The organism is Mycobacterium sp. (assembly GCF_052143115.1).
In the GTDB taxonomy this organism is placed as follows: domain Bacteria; phylum Actinomycetota; class Actinomycetes; order Mycobacteriales; family Mycobacteriaceae; genus Mycobacterium.
Window position 1 is genome coordinate 19,115 of sequence record NZ_JBKQTQ010000173.1, and the last position, 18,136, is coordinate 37,250.

16 protein-coding genes and 1 pseudogene are annotated in these 18,136 nt (G+C 62.9%); 2 read left to right on the forward strand and 15 right to left on the reverse strand.

Annotation, left to right across the window (positions count from 1 at the left end; genetic code table 11):
- Positions 1-11 precede the first annotated feature (11 nt).
- Positions 12-755, reverse strand: a complete 744-nt coding sequence (locus ACLQI9_RS17510) for a ParA family protein (RefSeq protein ID WP_442377890.1) — start codon at positions 753-755, stop codon at positions 12-14.
- Positions 755-2,260: a CHAD domain-containing protein gene (locus tag ACLQI9_RS17515; protein WP_442377889.1), complete on the reverse strand. Its 1,506-nt coding sequence runs from the start codon at positions 2,258-2,260 to the stop codon at positions 755-757. The genes ACLQI9_RS17510 and ACLQI9_RS17515 overlap by 1 nt, the downstream gene beginning before the upstream one ends.
- A 207-nt stretch (positions 2,261-2,467) precedes the next feature.
- Here ACLQI9_RS17515 and ACLQI9_RS17520 point away from each other — a divergent pair, with 207 nt between their 5' ends.
- Positions 2,468-4,342, forward strand: coding sequence for an acyl-CoA dehydrogenase family protein (locus tag ACLQI9_RS17520; RefSeq protein WP_442377887.1), 1,875 nt, complete (start codon positions 2,468-2,470; stop codon positions 4,340-4,342).
- Positions 4,343-4,523: 181 nt separating this feature from the next.
- Positions 4,524-4,652, forward strand: a pseudogene (locus tag ACLQI9_RS17525) (hypothetical protein); the annotation flags it as partial.
- Between the two features lie 50 nt (positions 4,653-4,702).
- Here the strand turns inward: ACLQI9_RS17525 and ACLQI9_RS17530 are convergent.
- The 13 genes from ACLQI9_RS17530 to ACLQI9_RS17590 form a co-directional block, all read right to left on the reverse strand.
- Entirely contained in the window at positions 4,703-5,014 is a 312-nt protein-coding gene (locus ACLQI9_RS17530; protein WP_442377885.1) for a DUF732 domain-containing protein, read from the reverse strand.
- Between the two features lie 186 nt (positions 5,015-5,200).
- Positions 5,201-5,725 (reverse strand): CAP domain-containing protein, encoded by a 525-nt coding sequence (locus tag ACLQI9_RS17535; protein ID WP_442377883.1) that lies wholly within the window; start codon positions 5,723-5,725, stop codon positions 5,201-5,203.
- Positions 5,726-5,759: 34 nt separating this feature from the next.
- Entirely contained in the window at positions 5,760-6,668 is a 909-nt protein-coding gene (locus ACLQI9_RS17540) for an alpha/beta hydrolase-fold protein (protein WP_442377882.1), read from the reverse strand.
- A gap of 46 nt (positions 6,669-6,714) precedes the next feature.
- Complete coding sequence (locus ACLQI9_RS17545) at positions 6,715-7,389, reverse strand: hypothetical protein (RefSeq protein ID WP_442377880.1); 675 nt, start codon at positions 7,387-7,389, stop codon at positions 6,715-6,717.
- 41 nt (positions 7,390-7,430) lie between these two features.
- Positions 7,431-8,057 carry an Mce protein gene (locus tag ACLQI9_RS17550; RefSeq protein ID WP_442377879.1) on the reverse strand — a complete coding sequence of 209 codons (627 nt, stop codon included), beginning with the start codon at positions 8,055-8,057 and terminating at the stop codon, positions 7,431-7,433.
- Positions 8,024-9,535: an MCE family protein gene (locus ACLQI9_RS17555; protein WP_442377877.1), complete on the reverse strand. Its 1,512-nt coding sequence runs from the start codon at positions 9,533-9,535 to the stop codon at positions 8,024-8,026. Before ACLQI9_RS17555 ends, ACLQI9_RS17550 begins: the two co-directional genes overlap by 34 nt.
- 1 nt (position 9,536) lies before the next feature.
- Positions 9,537-10,658 (reverse strand): MCE family protein, encoded by a 1,122-nt coding sequence (locus tag ACLQI9_RS17560; RefSeq protein ID WP_442377875.1) that lies wholly within the window; start codon positions 10,656-10,658, stop codon positions 9,537-9,539.
- Positions 10,655-12,037 (reverse strand): MCE family protein, encoded by a 1,383-nt coding sequence (locus ACLQI9_RS17565; protein WP_442377874.1) that lies wholly within the window; start codon positions 12,035-12,037, stop codon positions 10,655-10,657. The genes ACLQI9_RS17560 and ACLQI9_RS17565 overlap by 4 nt, the downstream gene beginning before the upstream one ends.
- Complete coding sequence (locus tag ACLQI9_RS17570) at positions 12,037-13,362, reverse strand: MCE family protein (protein WP_442377927.1); 1,326 nt, start codon at positions 13,360-13,362, stop codon at positions 12,037-12,039. The genes ACLQI9_RS17565 and ACLQI9_RS17570 overlap by 1 nt, the downstream gene beginning before the upstream one ends.
- Before the next feature lie 44 nt (positions 13,363-13,406).
- Positions 13,407-14,435, reverse strand: coding sequence for an MCE family protein (locus ACLQI9_RS17575; protein ID WP_442377872.1), 1,029 nt, complete (start codon positions 14,433-14,435; stop codon positions 13,407-13,409).
- A gap of 24 nt (positions 14,436-14,459) precedes the next feature.
- Positions 14,460-15,809 (reverse strand): MCE family protein, encoded by a 1,350-nt coding sequence (locus tag ACLQI9_RS17580; protein WP_442377870.1) that lies wholly within the window; start codon positions 15,807-15,809, stop codon positions 14,460-14,462.
- A 6-nt stretch (positions 15,810-15,815) separates the two neighbouring features.
- A complete protein-coding gene (locus tag ACLQI9_RS17585) occupies positions 15,816-16,760 on the reverse strand; it encodes an ABC transporter permease (protein ID WP_442377868.1) in 945 nt (314 codons plus the stop codon).
- Complete coding sequence (locus ACLQI9_RS17590) at positions 16,757-17,443, reverse strand: MlaE family ABC transporter permease (protein ID WP_442377925.1); 687 nt, start codon at positions 17,441-17,443, stop codon at positions 16,757-16,759. The genes ACLQI9_RS17585 and ACLQI9_RS17590 overlap by 4 nt, the downstream gene beginning before the upstream one ends.
- Positions 17,444-18,136: the final 693 nt, after the last annotated feature.

The window sequence follows — 18,136 nt, forward strand, 5'->3', positions numbered from 1 at the left end:
GCACGGCCGTCTTATCCGATCGCTCCGTTCACCTCATGCCAAAGCGCTTCGTAGCACTTGCTTGCGACGCTGTGCGGCGCGAACGCCGTCACCGGCGCCCGATATTCAGCCATCTGCTCGATGATCGAGAGCGCCGGAATGGCTGTGCTCAAGATTCCCGGTCGTTCGGCCGGCAGCTGCTCGACGAGGTCCCGGTGCAGCCGCTTGCGCCCATCCACCATCGAGAAGAACGCACACACCCGCGGTCGGCGACCGTCGAAATCGCTGATGAAGCTGGACAATTGATCGAACGTGCGCACCGACAGCGTGGCCGGGATCATCGGCACCAGTAGCGTATCGACGGCATGCAGGACGTTTTCCGACAACAACGAAATGCTCGGTGGACAGTCGAGGAAGACCACGTCGTATTCGCCGTCGAACGGTTTCAGCAGCTGGTGAATCCGCCGGGTCGGCCGCTTCATCTCGTCCAGCTGCAAATCCATATTGCGGTAACTGAAATCGGCCGGCAGCAAGTCAAGCCCGTCGAAATCGGTGGCCTTGATCGCATCGTCAAGCGATCGCGTGCCTTCCACCAGCGCTCGGCTACCGCCCTTGACTTTGGGTCGCACCCGGAACAGATACGTTGCCGCGCCTTGCGGGTCGAGATCCCACAGCAGTGCGTTGTATCCGCTGCGCGCGGCCAGATGCGCGAGGTTGACCGCGGCCGATGTCTTGCCGACGCCGCCCTTGATGTTGTAGGTCGCGAAGATCTTCACTAGCGCACCAGCGCCTTGACTCGGGCACGATTCTCGTCGGCCAGAAATGGCTGCAGCCGCCCCACCAGCGCCGACCGTGCGTTCAGCTGGTGTGCATCGAGCTGCGCAGCCAGTTCGCCCATCGCCAGCACGGTTGCCGGCGGCGCAGCGCCCTGTTCCATCATCAACGCGGCGAATTCGCGGACCGCTTCACGCTGGACTTCGCCGTCCTGGAATTCGCCGAGCGTGTCCTGCAGCGCCTTGAGCTCTTTGATCAGCGGGCGATACGGCGCGTCGGCGCACAATGGCCGGAATACCTCCAGCAGATAGCGCAACTCCTTGCAGCGCTTACGCAATTCATGGACCTGCTCGCTCGGCGAGTCGGCGGCGATCCGTTTGCCGCGCCGTACCACGTTCCGAAACGCCCGTTCGATGCGCTGCCGGGCCAGCGCCGCGACCGTCGGCCCGCCGCCGTCGCCGTCAGCGGTCACCTGCTCCAGCGCGGTGCGCCAGTCGCTCATCATCTGCTCGAAGCGCCGCGACCGCAGCCCACGCACCAGGCGGCGGCGTTCGGCAGCGCGATGCCGAACCAAGAACGACCGGAACGGGTCGAGGTCACGTGGATCGGCCGACGCCAGCCTGGCGGCCATGGTGTCGAGCTCGAGCAGGTACACGTCCAGATCGCGCACCGGCGTGGTCAGATCACCGAGCCACTTGAATTCCGGCTTGAATTGCTCGGCCAGATTCCCGGGCAGCACATCACCGGCGAGCTTGAGGATCGAACGGGTGCGCCGCACCGCTACCCGCAGGTCGTGCAGGAATTCGGTGTCGATCGCCGCGATCGTGCCCGCCACGTTGTCGTCGATGACCGATGCGAACCGCGCGAGCATGTTTGCGACGGCCACCGGTCCAGGCGTTTCCGGCCGCAGCTGCCCCGCCAAATCCTGACCATCGTCGGCGGGACTGCGGCTGGCAACTGCCAGCGCGTCGTCATAGGGCGTCGTTGTCACCGCCGCGAGCCCATCCACGCGGGCCAGCAGGCGCGCAACCCGATCACCGTCGACCTCGTAGCCGCGCAGCGGCTGGACCTGCAGCTGGCTGGTGCCGTCATCCGAGCTTTCGGTCACCAGGCGGGCAACAGTTTTTTCGTCGGCGTTGAGCACCCGACTCTCCCGCACAGCACGGTGCACGGTGACGACGGACAGCAATGCCCGCGGGGCAACCATCGGAGCCAGCGCGTCGCGCAGCCGCCCCGCCGGCAGGTCGTGCAGCAGTGCCGGCCATTTCTTGGCCCGAGGGCCTTGCAACCGGCTGCCATCAGGGAACTGCATGATCAGCGGACCGTCGTCGACGTACTCGAGGGATATCCCCGCGGAGTGCAGCCGCCAATCGAAGGTATCCAACCAGGTGTGAGAGACGCCTCTTTCCGGTCCGGCAGCCAACACGAATTTTGGCTGCAGAGCAGCCGCGACGGCCTCAACCTCAACCGCGCCCTGCTTGCTGAAGACGCGGGAAAACCTGCCCATGGACTACCTTCCCCTGGCCGCATGGCCGCGACCGTCCGACAGACTATAGCCACCTTGGGTTAACGGAATGTTCATCTAGGTGCCGGGTCATCAAATGTCGGATTACCTCGCGGAGCTTACCCCGACGCTGTGAGCGCCGGGTTACCGTCGGGTATGACCACCACTGCGGAACATCTGCGCAACTCACTGGACGGACGTTGACGCGACGTGAAGAACCAGATGCGGGAGCGGTTGACCGACGAGATCTTTCGTCCGCACTACACACCGAACACGGTGATCGCCCGCACCAAGGTGGCGGAGCAAATGAACATCATGGCCGCGGCCGGCGCAGCCGACGACGGCTTCCGCAAAGAGCACGGCGGGAACGGCAACGTCGGGGCGGCGATCACGATGATCGAGATGCTCGCGATGTCGGATCTGTCCCTGATGGTCAAGGCGGGCGTGCAGTGGGGCCTGTTCGGCGGTGCCGTCGAGAACCTCGGCACCGAACGCCACCACCAGGAGTACGTGCGGAAGATCATCAACCTCGAACTGCGCGGCTGTTTCGCGATGACTGAAACCGGACATGGCAGCGACGTCCAAGCGCTGGAAGCGACCGCGACCTACGACGCAGCCACCCAGGAGTTCGTCATCCACTCCGCGACTCCGACCGCGCGCAAGGACTACATCGGCGGTGCAGCCGAAACCGCCACCATCGCAGCGGTATTCGCCCAGCTCATCACCACCGAGGACGGCGAGCAGGTCAACCACGGTGTGCATTGCCTCCTGGTGCCGATCCGCGACAAAGACGGCAACGACCTGCCCGGTGTGACGACGTCGGACTGCGAGTACAAGGGCGGGCTGCCCGGCGTCGACAACGGCCGCATCGTTTTCGACCACGTTCGCGTGCCACGGGTGAACTTGCTGAACAAGTACGGCGACGTCGCAGAGGACGGCACCTACAGCTCACCGATCGAAAACCCCAGTCGTCGATTTTTCACCATGATCGGCACCCTGATCCGCGGGCGGATCTGTGTGGGCGGCAGCGCGGGCAACGCCACACGCGTGGCGTTGGACATCGCCACCCGATACGCCTTGCAGCGCAGGCAATTCAGCGCACCCGACGACGAGGGCGAAGTGCTGATCATGGACTATCTGGTGCATCAGCGCCGGCTGTTCCCGTTGATCGCGCGGACGTATGCCTTGCAGTTCGCGCAGAACGAGCTGGTGGCCAAATGCCACGACCTGCAGACGGCGGACGCCCCCGACGCCGAAGAACAGCGCGAGCTGGAAGCACGGGCGGCGGGGCTGAAGGCCGCCAACACCTGGCACGCCACCCGGGCCATCCAGGAAGCTCGAGAGGCATGCGGCGGGGCGGGCTACATGGCCGACAATCGGCTGATCGCGTTACGGGCCGACACCGACGTTTTCACCACCTTCGAGGGCGACAACCACGTGTTGACGCAATTGGTGGCAAAGGAGTTGCTGACCGCTTACGCCGACGACATCAAGGGCATGAGCCCGGTGGAATGGGTGCGGTTCGCGGCCAATTTCGCCGGTGAGCGGGTGCTGAAACGCACTGCGGCAGAGACGATCATCCAGACGATTGTTGACGCTCGGCAGGACAACGAAGAAGAGGGCAGCCTGTTCAACCGCGGCACCCAGGTCAAGATGTTCGAGGACCGCGAGGAATACATGATCGCCTCGGTGGCGCGCCGGTTGCAGGGCAAGTCCAAAGAAATGTCGGCATTCGACGCGTTCAACGCGGTACAGGATCACGTGCTGCATGCGGCGCAGGCGCATATCGACCGAGTGGTGCTGGAGGCGTTCGTCGCCGGGATCGCATCATGCGAAGACGAGGAAGCCCGCGAGGTGCTCGGGCTGGTCTGCGACCTGTACGCGATGTCGGTGATCGAAGACGACAAAGCGTGGTACGTCGAGCACCGGTACCTGTCCACCGAGCGAGCCAAGGCGGTCACTCGCGCTATCAATGATCGGTGCCGGTTATTGCGGCCCTATGCCGAGACACTGGTCGACGGATTCGGGATCCCCGAGCCGCAGCGATACGCCGAGATGCTGCACCCGGAGAATCTGCCGAGCTGATCTACAGATTCGGAATTTGGCCGCGTGCATCTTCGCCGGCCTTTCCCGAGCGTTAAAAATCACTGCAAAGAAAAGGCTTCCGGGATCGCTCGGGATCATGAACGCTTGTTCGGAGCTTCGGCTGACATCAGCCCAGCCAGGCGGCGCGATACGCTTAGGCGCAAGGCGAAGGGTTAATCAGATGAATCCAAATCCGGACTACGACGCCAGCGACGAGCTGGAATACGGCATCGCTGCGTACGCATGGCTGCTCAGGGGCGTCTACCCGCCACCCTCATACGCACCGGACCTCGGACCCGCCGGCGGGTAGTAGTCCGGCCGCAAGCGTGAGCCGGTGAACACCTACTGTGGCGCCGGCACTTAGTTGCTCGCGGAGTTGCGCAGCTGCCAGAGTTGAGCTGGGCAGAAGATATTGACCGAATATGAGACGAGGTAGTTAGCCGCATACTCGTCGTTGGGCCTGACGTCGTTCTTCACGTCGTTCATCACCTGGCCGTAGCTGGCGCCGCTGCTGACTTTGTCGCATATCCCATGGGCATAGCCGATCGCATCGGCCGCATTCGCAAAGCTGTACTGCCGCCGCACCGTGATGTCGTACAGATATTCAATCTCGGGGGCCGGGACGGCGTGCGCCCGCGGGGGAGGCGCCAACGCACCGCCGCTGAATGTCACGGCAACAACAAGGGCAACGAGCGACGCAGCGCGCCTCACAGCCGACACCCCGTTCACTGGAATATTGTTGTTTCGCAACGGAGTCCCTCTGTCCTCTGGATGTGCCGGAATTTTAATCGGATTTCGCGCAGAACACGAGAGTTTTCTCGGCGGTGACCAGAAGTGGACCACAGCAGTCGCGCCCGGTCAGCGCGGCTGCCCGTAAACCGCGACGAGCACACTGCGGTCGAAGCTGTTCTCCGACCACACACCGATTTGAGTGTTGGCGCAGTTGGACATGATCGCGTAGTAGTCGGGGCGGTAGAACCAATTGCCCATGATGTCAAGGTCATTGATTGCCAGCGACTGGTTGATGGCCACCGTCTCGGCGACCGTGCCGTTGTAACCCGCGCCCCGGGCACGGTCTTGCACAGTCGACCCGTCCGAGCCGATATCGCCGTCGAGATTCCGGTTATTGAGCACATCGACCGTGTGCTGCTGCGCGGCGGACACCAGCTGCGGGTTGATGTGCAGGTCGGTCGTGCAGCCGGCCTTCTTCTTGATCGTGTCGACGTTCACCACGATGCCGTTGTTGAGCCGTGCGTTGTCCCCGGGAACCCCGGGAGCGGCCGGTGCAACGGCGACCGAGCTCGACGCGATGAACCCGGCGCCGACCGTCAACGGTATCGAGATGGTCCGTGCGAGTTGGCGACTCGCTTTCCTGTCGGTCATGGCGCTCGAAGCTCCTCACCTGATGCTTAGGTCGCTACCGGATATTCGCTGCGAGATCGGCGGACATTGCCGCCAGCTGTTGCCCCCACGTCGGCCAGTCGTTGCCTCCTCCGCGGCCAAGGTCGAAGTGGCCGTTGTGGCCGCCAGCATCTCGGTAGTGGGAGTAGAAAGTTGCGTTGGTACCTTGCGCGATGTCCCCATAGCCGGCCATGGCGCCTTGGTCAGTCGGGGCGCCGCTGCCGGGGCTGTAGACCCACAGCCGGGCGTTATTGTCCACCAGCAGCTGAATGTTCTGGTTCGGGGAATGCCACTTCCAGCGCCCCAGCTGGGGTAGCCCCCACATGTGGTCGCTGTCAGCCCCGCCCTGCTTGAGCGCCGCGGTGATGGTCCCGTCCACCCCGGTGCGTTCGGGGGCTAGAAATCCCGATAGTGATCCCGCGTAGCGGAATCGGTCGGGGTGGAAGGTAGCCAGCGCCGCCGCCCCGTACCCACCCTGCGAGGCGCCGACGACGCCATGGCCGCCGGGGGCCAGCCCCTTGTTGGCAGCCAACCAGTCGGGCAACTCGGTGGACAGGAACGTCTCCCACTGCTTACTGCCGTCCTGCTCCCAATTGGTATACATGCTGTAGGCACCGCCGGCCGGTGCCACCACCGAAATTCCTTTGCCGGCAAACGTGTTGATCCCATTGCCAGCCGTGACCCAGTTGCTGACGTCCGGGGCGGCATTGAACGCGTCGAGCAGATAGACCGCGTGCGGTCCGCCGGCCAGGAAGGCCACCGGGATATCGCGGCCCATCGCCGCGGACGGCACCATCAGGCTCTCGACGTTGGCCGCTTTGGTCGTGCCGGTCGAACCGGACATCGCGGTGGCGCCCCAGAATCCGGCCGCGAGCACGACAGCGCAAAGCACCCGGAGCGGCATCGACAGACTCTTTACATTCATCTCACTTGTCCATTGCTCCAATAGTTTTGGAAAGCCGCCCAGTAGGTCACACCGGGTCGAACTGCGAGATCAGCCATCGGCCATGGACCCTTTCCAGAGTGATGCGCACACTGGAGGTGGTCTGGGTGGGCGCATCGTTGCCTACGGTGGTGGTCTGATCGATGTAAACCAAGACCACCGCGTGGTTTTCGCTCGCCGATACCGAGGCCGCCGCCGGCACCGTCGCTACCGCCGAGATGTGCTGCTGCTTGGCGCCGGGAGCAACGACATCGCTGACGAGCTGGGTGTACTGCTGACGGAAGCCGCCGGTGAGGCGGTCAGCGGCTCCCTTCAGGTCCCGCTCCACGCTGTCCGGGCGATATGACAGGATCGCGATGGTGGTGTCGGTAGCGGCTTTAACCGACTGCTCGGCCGCCGTTCCCGATGCGCGCGCCGAACTATCGAGCCACTTCAGGTAACCGTCTCCCAGGGCGAGGGCCAACGCCACGGTGGGGAACACAGCCAGAACCAAGATACGGGTCCAGGAGAATCTGGCACCCCGTTCGGCCAATGCTTCATCCTCGTCGACAAGATCCGCCTCGTCAGCCGCCTCAGCTTCGTCGTCGATCCGCGCGTCGGCGTCGGCGTCGACGTCGTTGTCGTTGTCGTTGTCGTTGAGCGGATTCTCGTCGTTCAGTTCCGGCGGCGATGGGTCGGTGCCGGCATCATCGCCAACGTCCATTGCGGAGTAATCCTCCCGTGCTGTGATGGCTGTTCGGTTGCTCACGGCACGAAGTCAACATTCGAGACCTTGGGGCCATCGCCGGTTTTCTGAACGCCTAGCCGCATCCGCCACCTGTGGGGTTCTTGTTCTGGCGCTGCGGCCATCGTCGTCTTCACCTCTACCGCCACTAACACCTGCGCCTGATCGTTAGCCTCGGATAACAGCGCCGCTTCGGACACTGTGCCCTCCGACTTCGACTGCACCTTTTTCACAACGTCGACGAATGGCTGCGGTCTCTTCTGGAAATCGTCGTAAAAGCCGCCGGTCGCCGAATCCAGGATCCGCTTGATGTCGGCATCGACCCGGGTGTAGTCGATCGTGGTGAGGTTGACCGCAGTCTGACGAGCGACTTGCACGTATAGATTGCGCTGCGCTTGCGCCTCGCGGTCCTGGTAGACACGGTATCCGAGCCAGCCCCCCACCCCAGCCAACGCCGCGACGATGACAAGTCCCACCGTGATCAATGCGCGTGTGTCTGAAAACCGCTGCGGTGCAGGTGTTTCACTCTCCGCCAAGTCGGCATCGGCGTCGTGTTCGTCGACGTCAGTTCCCTCGTCGACGTCAGTTTCCTCGTCGGGCGGCGTCTGTTCGTCTACCTGCTCGGCGGCATCACTATGCTCTGCCATGTCTTGCCTTTCGGGTTGGCCAGATCGGACTGGGTGTAGGTGCGACCGTCTGGGCCAACGTAGTTTCCGGTGGCCGGATCGTAAGGGACGACGGCGACTGGCGGTCTGGGCGCAGGCGCCCACGGGCCGGGTGACCGGGGCACGGTACTCAACGGCGGGACGCGACTGAGATCGGTGCCCGGCGGGTACTGCGGCACAGTCTGACCGGTGTTTGTCGCGTTGGGATCACCCTTCCAGAAGAGACCGTCGTTCAGCGGTACATATTGCTCGTCGCTCTCGCACATCTCAACCGTCGGGGCGCGCTTCCCCGGCTTCGTCTCGCACAGATCGTTGCGTACGCCGCGGACGTTCATGTCGGAGTCCTGCGGGATGCGGCAGTACAACTCACCGGCGGGCCGGTCGGGATAGTCCTCCCGGACGGGGATCCGCTGCTGCTGCACCGGCAGAAATCCGGTGTTGCATGGCGGCGGCAGGTTGAGGTTCAAGTTGAAGTCGAGATAGATGCCTTTGTAATCCTGCTTGGCAACCATGTCCGGCACGATTATCGACGACATCACCGCGGTCCCCTGCGGAAAGAGAACCAACAGCTCCTCGAGATCGTTTCGGTAGGACACCGCGATGTTGCCCAGACTGACCAGGTTGGCCAGTAGCACCGGCAGCGTGGGCTCCAGCCGGTCGAACAGCGCGGTCCCTTCATCCAGCGCTGGACCGCTTACGTTGAGCAGATCCGCGAAGGCCGTGTCTTGTGCCTTGAGCTGACTGGTGATCGCGTTCACCCGCCGCGACCAGGTCGCGATCGAATCCGACGTCCGCACCTGTGAGGCGGCCACAGGCGGGAACTCGTCGATCAGTTTGGAGAAGGTATCGCTGGTCTTGCCGGCGTCGATCGCGAGCGCCGTGCCACCGTCGACGAGACGGGACAAGTCCGGCCCCAAACCCGCGACGGCCTTGGAGGCTTCATCGACGACGGTGTGCAGATTGTCCTGCGGAATCGCCTGCAGAGCCTTGTTGGTTGCGTCGAGCAGGAATCCGATATCGACGGGAACTTGTGTCTTGCCGACCGGAATGACGTCGCCGTCGCGCAGTTTCGGGCCGGTGTCGTTGGCGCTGCCGGAATGCGGTGTCAGCTCGAGGAACTGTTCGCCGACGGCCGAGCGGCTGTGGACCGCGGCCGTCACGTCGGAAGGGATCGCGATGCCGGAGTTGAGTGAAAGAACGGCGCGAACCCCGTCGCGGGTGACATCGACCGATTTGACGCTGCCGACTTCGCTACCGCGATAGTTCACCACCGACGTCTGGTACAAACCGCCGGATGAGGGAAGATCGACCGTCACTGTATATCGTCCGATTCCCAACAACGCGGGCACTTTCACGAAGCCGAACGCCATCACGCCGATGGCGATGATGGTGACCGACGCGAGGATCGCCAACTGTGTCCAGATCCGACGCGACAGGCGCAGCGTGCTCGAACGCGCCATGCTAGTAGCCCCCGAAGTGGTAGGGCGCGATCAACGGGTTCTGCGCGGTGTACGGGCTGGGCATCTGACCGATAGTGCGGCCCCACTGCATTTCGAGTTCGGTGAGGTTTCCTTCCCACTTCGACCCGGTGAAGAAACCGCTGTCAAGGCGGCTCAAGGTCAGGTCGACGACGAGCGAGATGTTGGCGAAGTCACCCCGAAACCAGTTGGGGGCGGTGCTCTTCACCCACGGGAGGGTCGAAAGGAAATCCAGACCTCTGGTGAGGGCAGGCCCGGCGTTAGCCAGTTCCCGCAGGGCCGGGGCGAGGTTGCGGAAATTGTCCGTGAGCGATTTTTTGGTCTGATTGATCGTCGAGGCGGCGACGGCGCTGAACTTGCCCACCTCATCGATAGCGTTCACCAATGTCTTTCGTGAATCCGACAGCACGGCCAGCGCCTGCGGGATCGTGGTGAGCGCCTTGTCGACCACTTGATCCTTCTCCGCCACTTGGCCGACCAACGAGTTGAGACTCTCGGTGGCCGTGATGATGTCGTCGGTCTGGCCATGCAGCTGGGTAATGAAGGTATCCAGTTGGGTCAGCAGGCTGCGCATTTCTTTTTCACGGCCGGTCAAAGCGGTTGCGAACGCCTGGGTGATCTCCTGAATATGGCCCAGCCCGCCGCCGTTGAGCAGAATCGCGACCGACGCAAGGGTCTGCTCGGTGGTCGGGTAGGTGCCGGCCCTGGAGAGTGGAATCACCGAGCCGTTCTTGAGTTCACCTCTCGGTGGCTCGTCGGTCGGCGGCGCCAACTCGATGTGCATGGACCCCAGCAGGCTGGTCTGGCCGACCTTGGCGGTGCTGTTCGCCGGCAAATGGATATCGCCGTTGATACGCATGGTCACCAGGGCGTGCCAATCCTGAACCTCGATCTTGGTGACGTTGCCGACGTTGACGTCGGCGACACGTACCCGGGTGTTCGGCTGGATGACGACCACGTCGGGCAACTGCGCCTGAATGGTGTACGTGCCCTTGCCGGTGCCTTCGGTTCCCGGCAGGCTGAGCGTATTGAGGCCCTTCCAGCCACAACCCGTCAGCAGGCAGATACACGAAATGATAACCCCTGCAACCACTGTGCGCCTCATGGTGTGCCTTTCGGTGGCACGGGTGCTGCCGCAGGCACCATCAATCCTTGCAGCCCTTGACTGGGGTCGGTGGAACGAACGGTGGCTGCGGCCGGCGGTGTGCTGCCTGATGGCAGTGCTTGGGGCGAAGACGGTAATGCGCTTACGTCGTTGGCGGCCTGGGCAGTCGGCGGTGGTATGTGCGGATTGAGCTTGTCTTCGCTGTAGGTGATCTCGTTGGGCCGCGCCGACGCACCCACGAACGGGTTGAAACCGAGGGGCGGGAAGTTGTACTGGCGGTTCTTCATGATCGGAGCCAGATACTGCTCGCACAGTCGCGCTGACTGCTTCGCCCCCACACGGCCCGCGGACTCGATTGCACCGCAGAGGAATTGGACGGTGTCGGCGAAGTTCACCGGAGCCAGAATCCCGGTGACCGCGCTTTGCGCCGGTTGATAAATGTTGAGGAAGTTCTGGAAGACGTCCGGCGCAACGTGCAGAGTTTGCTTGATGTTACGGCGGCTGTCGTTCAACGCCGTGGTAATGGCGTTGAGATGGTCGAAGGTCGTGCCGATAGCCTCTCGGTTCTCGGCGACGAAGGGACGCAGATCGTTGACCGCGCCGTCTAAGCCCTGCATCGCCTGGCCCCACTCGTTAGGGGTATTGGTCATCACGGTTGTGACGTTTGCCAAGTTTTTGTTGAACGAGGCCAGCAGATCACTGCTCGAGGTCAGCGCGGATACAAACAGCTCCAGATTGCGCACCGTGCTGAAAATGTCGGTGCTGTGGTCGCCCAGCGCCGAAACCGCTTGGGAGAGTTTGATGACGGTGTCGCGCGCGGTGTCGCCCTCGCCACGCAGGTTGGCTGCTGAGGTGTTGATGAATTCGCCCAGCGGGCTTGTCCCACCTTCAGTGGTGGGTTGCAGGGAGTCGGTGAGCTTCTCTAGCTGGCGGCGCAGGTCGTCCCACTCGACGGGAACCGCGGTCCGATCCTCGGGAATGGTCGCGCCGTCAGCCAGTTTCGGGCCGCTGGAGTAGACCGGGACGAGTTGGATCGCCCGCGCGGTGACCAGTGACGGCGATAGGATCGCGGCGCGGACGTCGGCGGGCACCGAGTACTGCGAGTCGACGGTGAAGGTGACCTTTGCCGCGTTGGGCTGCGGGTCGATCCGCTCGACCGTTCCCACCGCGACGCCGAGGATGCGGACTTCGTCGCCCGTGTAGATCCCGTTGGTGTTGCTGAAGTAGGCGACGTAGGTGTTTCTATTCACGCTTTTCCACCACGGCGTGACCATCATACTGATCCCGACGAGCAGCGTCAGGACCAGGCTGACCGCAGTCCCGATCTTTACGGCACGTCGATGTTTCACAATCCACGCGCCGACATCGGCGAACGCCATCAGTGACCCCCGTTCGCAGGCACTTCATTAGGTGCCGGCACATACACCGGTGTTGGCTTCGGCGGTGGCTTCAGATCCGCCGGGGGCCCTGGCGGAGGCCCACCTGGCGGCGGCGCTGGCGGCGGCTGCCGGTACGGGTAGCAGCCGGGGCCAGGTAGCGGCACGCCGGACGGACCGCACGACTGCTGGTCCGGATTGCCGGTGATGGCATCCGGTATCGACCGTCTCGGCTCGCCGCCTTGTCCGGTGCGCGGGTAGGGCAACGGCAGCGACGGCATGCCGGGCTGGCCGTTGCCCGGGTCGACGAGCTGCGACGGCAGCAGTACGTTGGGATCAAGCCCCAAATCGGAAAACGCCGCATCGGTGAACGGCTGCACGAATTGTCCCGGTGCCAGGTTGACCAATGAGGCCTTGAAGAAGGGCCCGGATCCCAGCACTTCGCCGAACGACATCGCATATTTCGGAAGCAGATACAACGTGCGCTGCAGTTCCTGCTTGCGGTTGTCCAGAATTGACAGCACACCGTTGAGTTTGTCCAGGGCGGGCTTGAGTTGCGTCCGGTTGTTGTTCACCACGGCGGATATCTGCCGCGCCGCGGCGCCGAGGTTGATCATCAACGCGTCGACCGAGTTGCGTTGCGTGAGAAGCTCGGCCAGTAAAGCGTTGGCGTTGACGATGAGGCTGGCGATCTGATCGCTGCGCTTGGCCAGCACTGCGGTGACCTTGTTCGCGTTGCCCAGCAAGTTGCGCAGTTTGGCGTCGCGATCGTCGAGCGTGCTGGAGAACTGTGCCACCCCCTCCAGCGCGACCTTCAGGTCGGGTGGGGTGTCCTTGAAGGTATCGGCCAATGTGGCGAGCGCCGAGGACAGCTTCGTGGTGTCCAAAGCGCTGATGGTACTGGTCAAGTCGCCCAGCGCGGTCGGTAGGTCATAGGGCGAGCGGGTGCGCTCAACCGGGATGGCGCCGCTCAGTTCGCCGTCACCACGTGGGGTTATCTCCAGCATTTTGGTGCCGAGCACGGTCTCGGTTTTGATTGAGGCCTCGGTGCGATCCCCCAGCGCGACGTCGTCGTCGACGGTGAAGCTGACCTTCACCTTCGTCCCATCCAGTTTGACGCTGGACACCCTGCCGACGGAGAGCCCTGACACTCGCACATCGCTGCCCGACTTGATTCCGCCGGCCTCGGTGAAATACGCGGTATAACTCGACTTGCCATTGATGAACGGGATCTTGTCGTAGGAGAAGACGGCGACCACCAAGGCAACAACGATGAGGATCCCGACCACTCCGACCGTGATCCGGTTGCGGTCGGCGAGCGGCTTGATATTGCGCCGCTTCAGCTTGTCCTTCAAAGCGCTTGTCACCGAGGTCATTTGGGCAAGCACCGCCCGCTGACTTGACTCACCAGCTTGACGAACACCGGCTGGCCGTTCTTTCCGTTCAGCTTGAGAATCACATCGCAGATGTAGAAGCCGAAGTAATCGCCGTAAAGACCGTTGCGGGACAGCACCTGATAGGCGTCAGGAAGGGTTTTGACAAGGTCATCGACGTAGTCGTGATCGGCCTCGACTTGCCCTGCGAACCGGTCGGTTTGCACAACGGTGTCCCTGATCGGTTGGCGAGCAGTCGTCAACAGGTCGGCAACGGATCCCGTCGCGGCGTTGATGTAGGCCACACTGTTGGTGATATCGGTCCTGCGCTCGGCCAGCGCCCCGACAAGTTGAGACAGCTTGTCCAGGCCGTCTGAGAACTGTTTGTCTCGAGTGCCGAAGGTGTGCAGCACGGTGTTCAGGTTGGTGATCACGTCGCCGATGAGCTTGTCGCGGTTGGCCAGCGTGGTGGTGAGCGCAGACGTCTGGCCAAGCACCGACGAGATCGTGGCCCCCTGGCCCTGGAACACCCTGAGCAACTGGCCGGACAATGCGTTGACCTGATCGGGATCCAACGCCCGGAACAGCGGCCGGAAGCCGCCGATGAGAGCGTCGACGTCGAGTGCGGGAGAAGTCCGCGCCAACGGAATCGTGGCTCCTGGTAACAACTTCCGCGTTGAACCAGCGCCTTCTTCGAGCGACAGATAGCGGTCGCCGATGAGGTTTTCGTAGCGCACCGCCGCCTTGGTCCCTTCAGTGAGCGTCAGCCCCCTGTCGATGGCAAAGTCGACGTTGACCGTGCCATCCTTCCGCAGCTTGAGGCCTTTGACCTTTCCCACCTCGACGCCGGCGATGCGGACGAAGTTTCCGCCTTTGAGGCCTGAGACATTCGAGAAGACCGCGCTGTAGGAGGCGCGTGTGTCAAACCGGAACTGCCCGAATACCGTCACCAAAACGAATACGAAGGCAAGGCAGACAACGGTGAACAGCGCCACGCGCGTAGCGGCGCGAACGGTCCTGCGTCTCATTGCTCTTCCTTGCTCATTCGGCGATCAGGGCGCGGGCGGTGGGGGCGGTGCCGGCGGCGTGCCAGCCCCCGCATAGTCAGGTGCACCATACGGAGGTTGACCCGGGTATGCCGGCCACGGGCCCGGCGCCGGAGGGCCGGGGAAGCGAATCCACGGCGGCTGCGGTGTTCCCTTGGTGTACGGGAAGTAGTTGTTGAAACCGGGGAAACCGATGCCGGGGTTAGGTCGGATATCCAGGCCGGTACCGAATCCGGTGTCGGTGACAAGGTATTTCACCGGGAAGTTCGCGCTCGCGTCGGGCAGCGAGCCGCAACTCGGCTTGCCACTGGGGCCGCCCTTGGCCTGCACGATGGGCAGGTTGGCCGGATAGCGGTACGGGTCGTCGCCGAATAGCAGCCCGCCGTCGATCATCAGGGATTTGCCGTTGCCCCCCATTGCGTCTCTACCACCGTGCTCCAGGTACCACTGGGCGCCCTGGAACGTGCAGGTGTAGGTCGGCGAGTATTTGTTCAGGAGCTCGAAGGTTGGCGCCACGAGGTTGATCGCGCTGACCAGGTTCAGCTGATTCCTGCCGATCGTGTTGACGCCCGCGTCGGCGAATCCGATCGCAGAAAGAAGCACCTCGTCGAGCGCGGTCTTATTTTTCGTGATCGTGACGCTGGTCGTCGAAAACGAATCCAGGGTCGCCAGGATGTCCTGTGCCGCATCCGAGTACGCCTGGGTGGTCTTGCCGAATAGCTGCCAATCTCGCCGAACGGTAGGCATTTTCGGGTTCACGGCGAGCAGGGCTCTATTGCCTTCGGTAATCGCCTGACCGATGCGATCACCCTTGCCGCGAAAACCATCGGCCAAAGCTGAGAGCACACCATTCAGCTTCGCCGGGTCGATGGCGCGGACTATCGACTCAAGGTTTTCGAACACGGTGTTGACCTCAACCGTCACGTTGCGGGAGTGCAAGACAGCACCCGGTGCCAACCGTCGAGAGCTGGCGCCTTCAGAGGGAACGATCAGGTCGACATATTTAGCGCCAAACGCGGTGCTCGACTTGATTTCTGCCTCGACGTTGTTCGGCAGATACTGGAAGTCATTCGGCGCAATCTTGAGTCGCAGCTTCGACAGGTTGGTACCTGCCGGATCGGCATAGGCATCCACGGATGCGACTTCGCCGATCTGGACGCCGCGCAACTTCACCTTCGCGCCGTCCTCCATAACCAGACCGGCCCGGTCGGAAATGACAGTGAGCGGAACGGTCGTCCGCAGAGTCCCGGAGAACGCCATTGCGGTCAGCGTGCTCGCGGCCACGACCACGAGAACCAACACCGGTGCCCACCAGATTGGATCAATTCCCCCGCGCCGCCGGCGCTCTTGGCTCATCGACGGTCAACCCGATAGATGGAAGTTGCCGGACTGCCCGTACGCCGACAGCGTGATGGTCAACAGAATGAAAACCCCTGCGGTGATCGAGGTGCGCACCGCACGACCGACCGCCTCGCCGACACCGGCCGGACCACCGGTCGCCGTGTAGCCGTAGTAGGTGTGCACCGCCATCACGGCGGCGGCCATCGCCAGCGCCTCGCTGAACGACCACAACAGGTCGGTCGGGTGCAGAAACGACGAGAAATAGTGGTCGTAGACACCACGCGACTGTCCGTAGATGATCGTCGTGCCGAACCGGGTCGCCAGAAACGACATCAACACGGCGACGGTGTAGATCGGGATGACCGCCAGAATCCCTGCGACAATGCGGGTCGATGCCAGATAGGTAATGGGCCGGATGGCCATCGACTCCAGCGCGTCGATCTCCTCGTTGATGCGCATCGCGCCGAGCTGCGCGGTCGCACCGGCACCGATGGTGGCGGCCAAGGCCACGCCCGCCGTCGCCGGTGCGATGAAACGGACATTGAGAAATGCCCCCAGGAAACCGGTGAGGGCCTCGATGCCGACGTTGGACAGGGTGTTGTAGCCCTGCACGGCAATCAAAGCGCCGGTGGTTAGCGTCAGAAATCCGACGATGACCACCGTGCCGCCGATCACGGCCAACGCGCCGGTGCCCATCCCCATCACAGCGATCAACCGCAACACTTCACCGGGGTAGCGGCGGACGGCGTCGACGGTGGCTCCGAGCGCGTTGCCGTAAAAGGCCGTCTGCTCACCCACGCTGCGGGTCGCGTCGACCACCCGAGTCAGAGCCTCGCTACCGGGTAGGCGTCTGCGCTCTTCCTCCGACGTCTTGCGTTGTCCAGCTTCACTTCTCGGGGTTGCGCCGACCATCCGAGGCCGGCTCTGGTTGCCGGGCACGGTCTCGTCCGTTTCTGTCGCGGTCATGGAGCCACCTTCACACCGAATGCGGTGGCCAAAATGTTGATGAGGAACAGGGCCATGAATGCGAACACCACGGTCTCGTTGACGGCGTTGCCGACGGCGGTCGGCCCGCCGCCGACGGACAGTCCCTTATAGCAAGCAATCAGACCGGCTGAGAGACCGAAAAGTGTTGCCTTGACCAGAGAGACGATCACCTGAGGGAGGCCAGTGAGCAGCGTCATGCCGAACACGAATGCCCCCGGCGTGACGTGCTGAACGAATACCACGAAAAAGTAGCTCCCGGAGAGTCCTACCACCGCGACCACCGAATAAAGCATCAGCGCAACGAAAGTCGCGGCGATCACGCGGGGCACCACCAGGGCTTGGATGGGGTTGACGCCGATGACCTTCATCGCGTCGATCTCCTCGCGAATCGTGCGGGCGCCCAGATCAGCGCACATCGCGGTGGAGGCCGCGCCCGAGACGACGATCGCGGTGACCACCGGCCCGACCTGGGTGACCGAGGCGAGTGCTGCACCCGCACCGGACAGGTCGCCGGCGCCGACCTCGATCAGCACGATGTTCAACGTGAAGACGATCAACACGGTGTAGGGAATCGACAACACCACCGTCGGAACGATCGAAACCCTGGCCACGAACCAGATCTGATCGATCAGCTCGCGCCAGGCGAGGGGTCGGCGGAACATGGCGGCGAAGGTTTCGCCGGCCAGGACGACGAAATCGCCCACGGCGATGGCGGGCTTCGACCAGGCAGCACCTGATTTGGTCAGCGCCGAAGAGGTTGTGGACACCGGCCTACCTGATCCGCCGGTAGCCATGACGGCGTGACAATGATCTCATCCTGTCCCCGCCCCGATGCCCCATGTCCGGATTAGTGGACTCCCAGTCCGGAAAGTCGATACATTTGACATGAGCTGACATAGGCGAAATTTGCTCATGCGCCTTACGTAAAGTCAACGGCCACTGCGCGACCGAGCGCGTTAATTGCAGGTTAGCTACGAAAAAATCGTCTCGAACGGTTGCTTGCTTTGCTGTGACCACGGCGCTCATCGGGTTTGCTCGTCCTGCCGATAATGGATACGGCTCATCGCGCTCCTCTGTCTGAAGGGGAAAGCTTTGGGTCACCCGGCTATCTGCAGGCATGGACGCGTGCGGCCGCGCGACATCGACGCCGCTTCTTGACTGCACACACAGACCACGTCGGAAATTTACGGATATCGCGCTACTTGTGCGAGGGTTCGAATCAACCAGAAGAAATCTGACCAGCGCTATTGCACCCGATGATTAGCCCGGGCGTCGCCAAGCAATCCTTTTGCTCAAGCTGAGCCGAATACGTCGTGCGACTAGGCACTTCGATCGAAAGGCTCAGCCGACGTTGG

Bases quoted from the DNA above. Each gene is read 5' to 3' on its own strand.
- ACLQI9_RS17515 (WP_442377889.1), bottom strand. From the start codon at position 2,260: ATGGGCAGGTTTTCCCGCGTCTTCAGCAAGCAGGGCGCGGTTGAGGTT.
- ACLQI9_RS17535 (WP_442377883.1), bottom strand. From the start codon at position 5,725: ATGACCGACAGGAAAGCGAGTCGCCAACTCGCACGGACCATCTCGATA.
- ACLQI9_RS17540 (WP_442377882.1), bottom strand. From the start codon at position 6,668: ATGAATGTAAAGAGTCTGTCGATGCCGCTCCGGGTGCTTTGCGCTGTC.
- ACLQI9_RS17545 (WP_442377880.1), bottom strand. From the start codon at position 7,389: ATGGACGTTGGCGATGATGCCGGCACCGACCCATCGCCGCCGGAACTG.
- ACLQI9_RS17550 (WP_442377879.1), bottom strand. From the start codon at position 8,057: ATGGCAGAGCATAGTGATGCCGCCGAGCAGGTAGACGAACAGACGCCG.
- ACLQI9_RS17555 (WP_442377877.1), bottom strand. From the start codon at position 9,535: ATGGCGCGTTCGAGCACGCTGCGCCTGTCGCGTCGGATCTGGACACAG.
- ACLQI9_RS17560 (WP_442377875.1), bottom strand. From the start codon at position 10,658: ATGAGGCGCACAGTGGTTGCAGGGGTTATCATTTCGTGTATCTGCCTG.
- ACLQI9_RS17565 (WP_442377874.1), bottom strand. From the start codon at position 12,037: ATGGCGTTCGCCGATGTCGGCGCGTGGATTGTGAAACATCGACGTGCC.
- ACLQI9_RS17575 (WP_442377872.1), bottom strand. From the start codon at position 14,435: ATGAGACGCAGGACCGTTCGCGCCGCTACGCGCGTGGCGCTGTTCACC.
- ACLQI9_RS17580 (WP_442377870.1), bottom strand. From the start codon at position 15,809: ATGAGCCAAGAGCGCCGGCGGCGCGGGGGAATTGATCCAATCTGGTGG.
- ACLQI9_RS17585 (WP_442377868.1), bottom strand. From the start codon at position 16,760: ATGACCGCGACAGAAACGGACGAGACCGTGCCCGGCAACCAGAGCCGG.
- ACLQI9_RS17590 (WP_442377925.1), bottom strand. From the start codon at position 17,443: ATGTTCCGCCGACCCCTCGCCTGGCGCGAGCTGATCGATCAGATCTGG.